General features: G+C 54.7%; 2 protein-coding genes and 2 pseudogenes. 1 reads left to right on the top strand and 3 read right to left on the bottom strand.

Going from position 1 to position 6,092, the window contains the following annotated elements:
• Positions 1-110, top strand: a pseudogene (locus RN629_RS18020) (IS5-like element IS711 family transposase); the annotation flags it as partial.
• A 1,183-nt stretch (positions 111-1,293) separates the two neighbouring features.
• Here RN629_RS18020 and RN629_RS18015 read toward each other — a convergent pair.
• The 3 genes and pseudogenes from RN629_RS18015 to RN629_RS18005 all read right to left on the bottom strand — a co-directional run.
• On the bottom strand, positions 1,294-1,653 hold the full coding sequence (locus RN629_RS18015) for a hypothetical protein (protein WP_407036473.1): 360 nt from the start codon (positions 1,651-1,653) through the stop codon (positions 1,294-1,296).
• Positions 1,650-5,753 carry an RHS repeat domain-containing protein gene (locus RN629_RS18010; RefSeq protein WP_407036472.1) on the bottom strand — a complete coding sequence of 1,368 codons (4,104 nt, stop codon included), beginning with the start codon at positions 5,751-5,753 and terminating at the stop codon, positions 1,650-1,652. The genes RN629_RS18015 and RN629_RS18010 overlap by 4 nt, the downstream gene beginning before the upstream one ends.
• 229 nt (positions 5,754-5,982) lie before the next feature.
• Positions 5,983-6,092: pseudogene (locus tag RN629_RS18005) on the bottom strand (IS5-like element IS711 family transposase); the annotation flags it as partial.

Below are 6,092 nucleotides of genomic sequence, written 5' to 3'. Positions count from 1 at the left end.
TCTTCAACAAGCTCAAGCGCTTCCGCCGTATCGCCCTGCGCTGCGAGAAAACCATCGCCGCCTTCATGGGCTTCGTTCACCTCGCATGCGCCATGATCTGGCTACGATAAATGCAGACAAAGCCTAGAGGCTGCCATGCACCGACGTGGAATGTGTCAACCTGTTTCATCATGATGCAACCAAAGGGGGCGACGTAAAGTCCGGCGAGTATCTGGGCCTATCGTCCGTAATCTTCGACCAAGCGTCGGAAGCGCGTTGCCCAGGCAAAGGATTGCACGACGACCCAGCGGCGCATCGCCGCCGGGCCGACCAAATAGCCCCCCAAACCTAAAAGTTAATTCGGCGCACCGCTCGTCGTCACCCTCGTCCGATTATCTGCCTTATCTTGACTATAAGTCGTTGTGGCCCCGCTGTTTGGGCCGCCAGATTTCACAACCTGCACCAGCCTTCCCTTGGCATCGTACGAATATGTAGCTGTTTCGGCAGCAAATGACATACTCGGAACCAGAACAATGATTAATGCAAATGATTTTACTATCCGCATTTTGATGTTCCTTTAAACTATATGTTTCCCGGTCACAATTAATACGTTATCCAAAGTAAGCAACAGGCAAGCACGCGGTAACTGTTTCGACATTGCGGGGATGGCGATGAGTTAGGCCGACCCTTGGCCTTTCACCATGGCTTCTATCCGGTGCTTTATGTCTACAAGTTGCACGAGCAAGCTCTCCCGCGAAGTGACGACTGGCTTGATGCAAGGCTCCGGCGACACACCTGACAGATTATCTAATTTAATAGCGCCTCCACCAAGTTCAATTAATCGCAATAAGGGATGTCATGATCACCTCCATCATTAAGTCTATCTATTTCTTCGCAAGTATCTACACATATATAATACAGATCGGACTTCTCGTAATCAACCCCGGCGCCTCCTACACTTCGCCGACTGATATACTGTGATTTTATACCTACGAAATCCTCCTGAGGTAGGTTTTCATTAACCGATAGCGCAACTTCAACTTTATTAGGTAACGCCAGTTAAATATCAATCAAGACCTCGATCATATCGGGTACCCCGGGGTATACAGTCACGAGGAGCGAATCGCTCATGCCGTCTTCTGTCTTCTCACTAGTTATTTTGTCGAATGGCAGTAAGATACTGCGTCTGCTTGCCGCTGATGGCGTCAGTCCCGGTGATCATGCCGGTGGCAGCGGTAATGCGAACGGTCCGCCCAGCTCGACCTCCTCCACTTGCATGCACAGCTACAGAACTGGGGGGAATTAGCTGAGCGGCTATTCTCCATCATCGTCCGCCCATGAAACAGCCTTGCTTTTGCGATCAAAACAGTAGGTGGGGACCACCCCAACTCCTGGTGGATCAAGATTCAGACTAACGCAAACATCACCTTTGACATGCATAACAGTTGTGTACCGGCCTTCCATTACACGGGACGCCGATTCACCCGATTTTTTTGCGAAGCGGTTTCTCGCCTGCTCAACGAAGGCGTGATCCGATCGATCGTAGATTTCCCTCATCCGCAGTTGCTTCAATTCTGCGTCATAGCTTGGGATCACCCCAAGCTGATATGCCGCCACTGCCAGTACAGCAGTCATGACCGCTGTAGCCAGAGCCAATGTCAATCTCTCTTTCATTGCTTTGGCCTCCTGCAGGTCATCGTGCCCGCACGATCTATCGCAACAACCGGTAAGCCTTGCGCACTTGCGCTGATGCCGTCCTGATCGCTTGCGGGCGAGGGTGGAGGATTGTTCTGGTGAGTATGAACGTAGACGGGTGAAAGGTCATATACGCTGATTGACCCGGGCGTATTCGCCACAATGTCGACGCCAAGAATTTTGCGATCAATGCCCGAGGTGAAAGCAGGATGCGCGGTGTAGCCGGGCGAACTGCGGACGTTCCGGGTAGCAAAGAACCCAAACTCCACCTTCGCCTGTCGAGCTTGAGCTAAAGCATTCAATGCAGCTTTCTGAACTGCGGGATTAGCAACAGCAGGGATACCGGCGCAGCTTGGATCGACTGTTACCCTTTGCGGTGGATTCGCTGTTACATTTACTTCTTCGCCAACGAAGTTTGGTGGCGGCAAAGTACCCGGCATACCGCCATCGCCTCCCGCTCCACCATCACTATCGGCCCAGCAGACCATGAAATGGGCAACGACATTAACTGTACCGTCGGCATCGGTCCAACTGCTGCCTCCGCTGCTACCTCTAGCGCATCTCAAACCAGTTGGGTCACTGAAGTTGACCGGATCACCGCCGACGTAGTTGTACCAGTTCAGGCCGTCGCCATAACCGATGGGGTCGGTTTGCAGGAAGCGCCCAAGGGTCGGCGAGTACATACGAGCCTTATAATCGTAGAGGCCCAGCGAAGGCAGCCATTTCTGGCCCGTATATTGGAAGCGCCCGATATTCCCGGACTGGGGAATACCGAACTCGTCATAGCGATTGATCGCGATCGCGTTCCCCGCATCGTTGGTGACCGCGACGATCGATCCCCGCTCATCGGCATGCAGCCAGCGCCGGTCGCCGAGACCTGCGCCCTCATACCAGATCAATGGCTCGTCGGTGCCCGGACCATAGACGTAGCGCCGGAGCAATGCCCCGCTATTCTGATCCGTCTCGGCCATCACATCCGGCCCGTCATAGACCAGCGTCGTGTTGACCCCGTTCTCGGCATTGATGTTGAACAACCGTCCCAGCGGATCATAGGCCAGATTGGCATTCGGACTGGTCGCCAACTGGTTATCGACGGTGTAGCCGTAGCCGGTACCGCCCGAGTCGGTCAGATTGCCGCGCCCGTCATAACCGAACGACACCGTCCCGGCCTGCGTATACTGGTTCAGGCTGTTGGCGCTGTAGCTGCGGTCCGCGTTCACCGCCGCCGACCAGGCATAGCCATCGTTAGCCCCGGTTCGGCTGGAAATCTGCCCTGCCGGATTATATTCGAACGTGACCGTCTGGTCATTGGCGCTTCCAGCCAGATCCTGCGCCAGTTGGTGCAGACGGGATACCGGGTCATAGTCATAGGAGGTCACCGTACCGTTCGCCCGGCTCAGGCTCTGGCGACGACCAAGGTCATCATAGCCAAACGACACCAGCGCATTGCCCGCCCCGTCCCGGATCGCGCTCACCTCGCCGGTCACACGGTAATCATAGCTGACGAAATTGCCATCATTCCAGGTAGAGCGTGTCCGCCGCCCCGCCGCGTCGTACTGGAACGTGGCATTTCCGAAGCCGTACCAATTGTCGCTCTGGCTCGTCTTGCGGCCCAGCGCATCATACTCGAACGACAGGGTGCGGCCGTTGCTGTCCGAGGCGCTCTTCAGATGTCCGAAATTGTCATAGGCATAGGACTGGTCGGTTTCCCAATAGGTGCTGTTGGGCCGGTCTTTCGATGTCAGACGGTCGAGGGCGTCGTATCCGTAATTGATCGTCTGGCCGTCGCGCAGACGCCGGGACGTGACGTTGCTGTTGGCATCATATCCCAGTTGCTCATAACTGCCGCCCGGATAAGTCGTCGTCAGCAGCCGATCCAACCCGTCATAGGCCATCGTGGTCACATTGCCGTTGCCGTCCGTGACGCTTGCGACCTTTCCATTGGACGTATAGCTCGTCTGCTCGAAGGTCTCTGCGGCAGTACCAAGGGCCGAATATATGCCTGTCACCTGCCCGACAGCATCATATATTTGCTTGGTCACGCGGTCAGGACCGTTGCTGCTTGACGTCTGCGGCGCGCATGCGTCGCTTAGCCCACCCCACTGGCTGGGGTCCATGCGCACCGCTGTGCATTGCGGACGCCCTACGGCATCATAGCCGTAGTGTGTCACAGCATAGGTCGTGCTCCCCGATGACAACGTGTCGCCGACCTTGCGCGCGTTTCCATCAAAAGTGCTGACCAACTGCTGCGAGGCACTGAATGAACCGCCATTGGCATCGGTCGTGCCAATACTGATCGAGTCCCGCTGTCCACTGGGCAGATAGTGGAAGACCTTTGCGATCCGCTTCAGGGGGCCGCCGCCATCGGGATCAGGACCATTGATAGCCACCAACTCCCGGTCGCTGGACCAGGAATAGGATGTCGTATCACTACTTCCTGGCGACGGGCCATCGACCGAAACAACATTGCCGGAAGTGTCATAGGCAGCGCTTACCGTCGCAGCGACCGCACCATTGCCGGCAGCCCGCGTCACCGACGTGACGCGACCGTTGCTATCATAGGAAAAGCTGGCGCGGGTTTCATCCGCAGTTCCAACGCAACTACTGGTGGTCGCGCATGACGCTATGGTCGATAATCGCCAAAAGCCATTGGATTCGGAATATGCATAGCGTGTCTGAGGCCGCACACCCCCAGAAGACGGAGGAGGCAAGGTTATCGATTCCAATAACCCATCGCCGGTATAGGTATAATCGGTCTGATTTTGCTTGGCGTCGCGGGTCCAGACCGGCTTCCCACACGGCGCGTCGTCACATGTCGATGAATATCCCGCGCTAGTCGCCTGATCCGGTAGCCCTGACCCTGGCTTGGCGCGATGAATAACCTTTGTTACGTTATCCCTATCGTCATATTCATATAGAATCTTGTCCCCATCGGGAAAGCTTTTCTCCAAAAGCCGATCCCGGCTATCGTAGACCATGGTGGTCTGGTGTTGAAGCGCATCAGTGATAGACGTTGGACGGAATTTCGCGACATCCGACACTATCGTCGTTGACTGACCCAATGCATTCGTCACCACCATCGTAGCCGTGTTACCGGATACCGTGTGATTATACTGAGTGGTTACCCCATCCTGCGTGACCGCGGACACCTTCCCTGACGACGTGTAAGCGATCGCGGTGGTATCGGCAGACGCACCCGGCCTCCTTATCCCGGTAATCCGCCCGTCTTGAGTGATGGACCAAGTCCGACCGCCAGGGGTTGTAAGACTGAAGACATTATTCGACGGATACGAATAGGTGAGGACTCGCCCGGAGTCGCTGACCTTATCATTACGAAATGTCGCAGAGGATCGACGAAACCATGCAGTCTCCGGTGCACTATGGTAAGGCGCATCGGATTGCTCATATGCGAAATTTATCGCGTAGCCCGACGTGTTGCCCACTCTATTGACACGCCACCAAGAGCTGCAAACAAGGGGACTTCCGTCTTCCGGAAACGTGTCCGGGCAAACGCTGTGGATATCCCATTCGATAACGACGCTGTCACCCGTTTGACCTACAATATTCGTCGCTAGCAACGTGCAGTAGTTACCATCGGCATTCTGATCGCCCGTACATAGGGATCCGCCATTGCCGACTGGATTATTGAATTCGATGATGGTTCCATCCTGGGCGTGATACACCATCTGCGACGTGCCATATTGCAGCGTGGCGCCGGTACCCCGCGTGGATTTGCCATACCCATCCACCGAAGAAAATTGATCGTACTTATTGCCCGTGTAAACATTTACAACAAAATCGCTGCCTGCTGCCTGGCGAGTTGCAAAAATTTGTGTCCAATTGTCTCTATCCTTGCCGAATATTACAAGGGGGAGTTCGGAGTCCCCTGATCCTATCGAAGAAATCGGGAGATTTAGACTGTAAAGGCCGGTAGTGAGGTCAACGCCGTTCTTGTCTAGGTTAGGATGAGGCGAGGATTGAGCATTCGCGCAACTGGCCCATGCCACTGCAAAAAAAGCTGCCGACGCAAGCATGCCACAACGAACTGACGCACGCCGATGACCTGATAAATTCCGCATGCAGATTCCTCCCAAAACCTATGCAAAATCTAACAAACTTTATGAAACGAACCCTGCCCCCTGAAGTCGAAATCGCTCTCAATAAGTCACTGATTTATCGTGATAAATTATGCTGCCCGCAGCTTGACGTTGCGTAATGGCCCGAGCGTTACGATGCCGGACATTGAACATGAGGATTAATTAATGCAACTGTCATTTTTTGCTTCGACACGCTAGGCTTTGTCTGCATTTATCGTAGCCAGATCATGGCGCATGCGAGGTGAACGAAGCCCATGAAGGCGGCGATGGTTTTCTCGCAGCGCAGGGCGATACGGCGGAAGCGCTTGAGCTTGTTGAAGA

This window comes from Facivitalis istanbulensis (assembly GCF_040560405.1).
Taxonomy (GTDB): domain Bacteria; phylum Pseudomonadota; class Alphaproteobacteria; order Sphingomonadales; family Sphingomonadaceae; genus Sphingomonas; species Sphingomonas istanbulensis.
The sequence above is the reverse complement of the archived record's forward strand: the minus strand, read 5'-3'. Positions and strand labels throughout refer to the sequence as shown.

What these genes read in the sequence shown, in the direction of transcription:
- RN629_RS18010 (WP_407036472.1), bottom strand. Translation starts at nt 5,753, where the DNA reads ATGCGGAATTTATCAGGTCATCGGCGTGCGTCAGTTCGTTGTGGCATG.
- RN629_RS18015 (WP_407036473.1), bottom strand. Translation starts at nt 1,653, where the DNA reads ATGAAAGAGAGATTGACATTGGCTCTGGCTACAGCGGTCATGACTGCT.